Annotated in this window: 1 rRNA gene (running past one end of the window); it reads left to right on the top strand. The window is 61.7% G+C overall.

Annotated elements, in window-relative coordinates:
• A 23S ribosomal RNA gene (locus tag CUT44_RS33550) occupies positions 1-290 on the top strand (its annotated part extends 1,330 nt beyond the left edge of the window); the annotation flags it as partial.

Below are 290 nucleotides of genomic sequence, written 5' to 3'. Positions count from 1 at the left end.
GGGTAGGGGAGCGTCGTGTGCCGGGTGAAGCCGCGCCGGAAGGCAGTGGTGGACGGTTCACGAGTGAGAATGCAGGCATGAGTAGCGATACAGGAGTGGGAAACTCCTGCGCCGATTGACCAAGGGTTCCTGGGTCAAGCTGATCTGCCCAGGGTAAGTCGGGGCCTAAGGCGAGGCCGACAGGCGTAGTCGATGGATAACCGGTTGATATTCCGGTACCCGCTGTGTGGCGCAAGGGCCGAGTCCGGTGATGCTAAGTCCGTGAAGCCGGCTGTTTCCTTCGGGGAACG

Origin of the sequence: Streptomyces carminius, assembly GCF_002794255.1 — a bacterium.
GTDB classification, from domain to species: Bacteria; Actinomycetota; Actinomycetes; order Streptomycetales; family Streptomycetaceae; genus Streptomyces; species Streptomyces carminius.
This window is presented reverse-complemented; position numbering and strand designations above follow the sequence as displayed.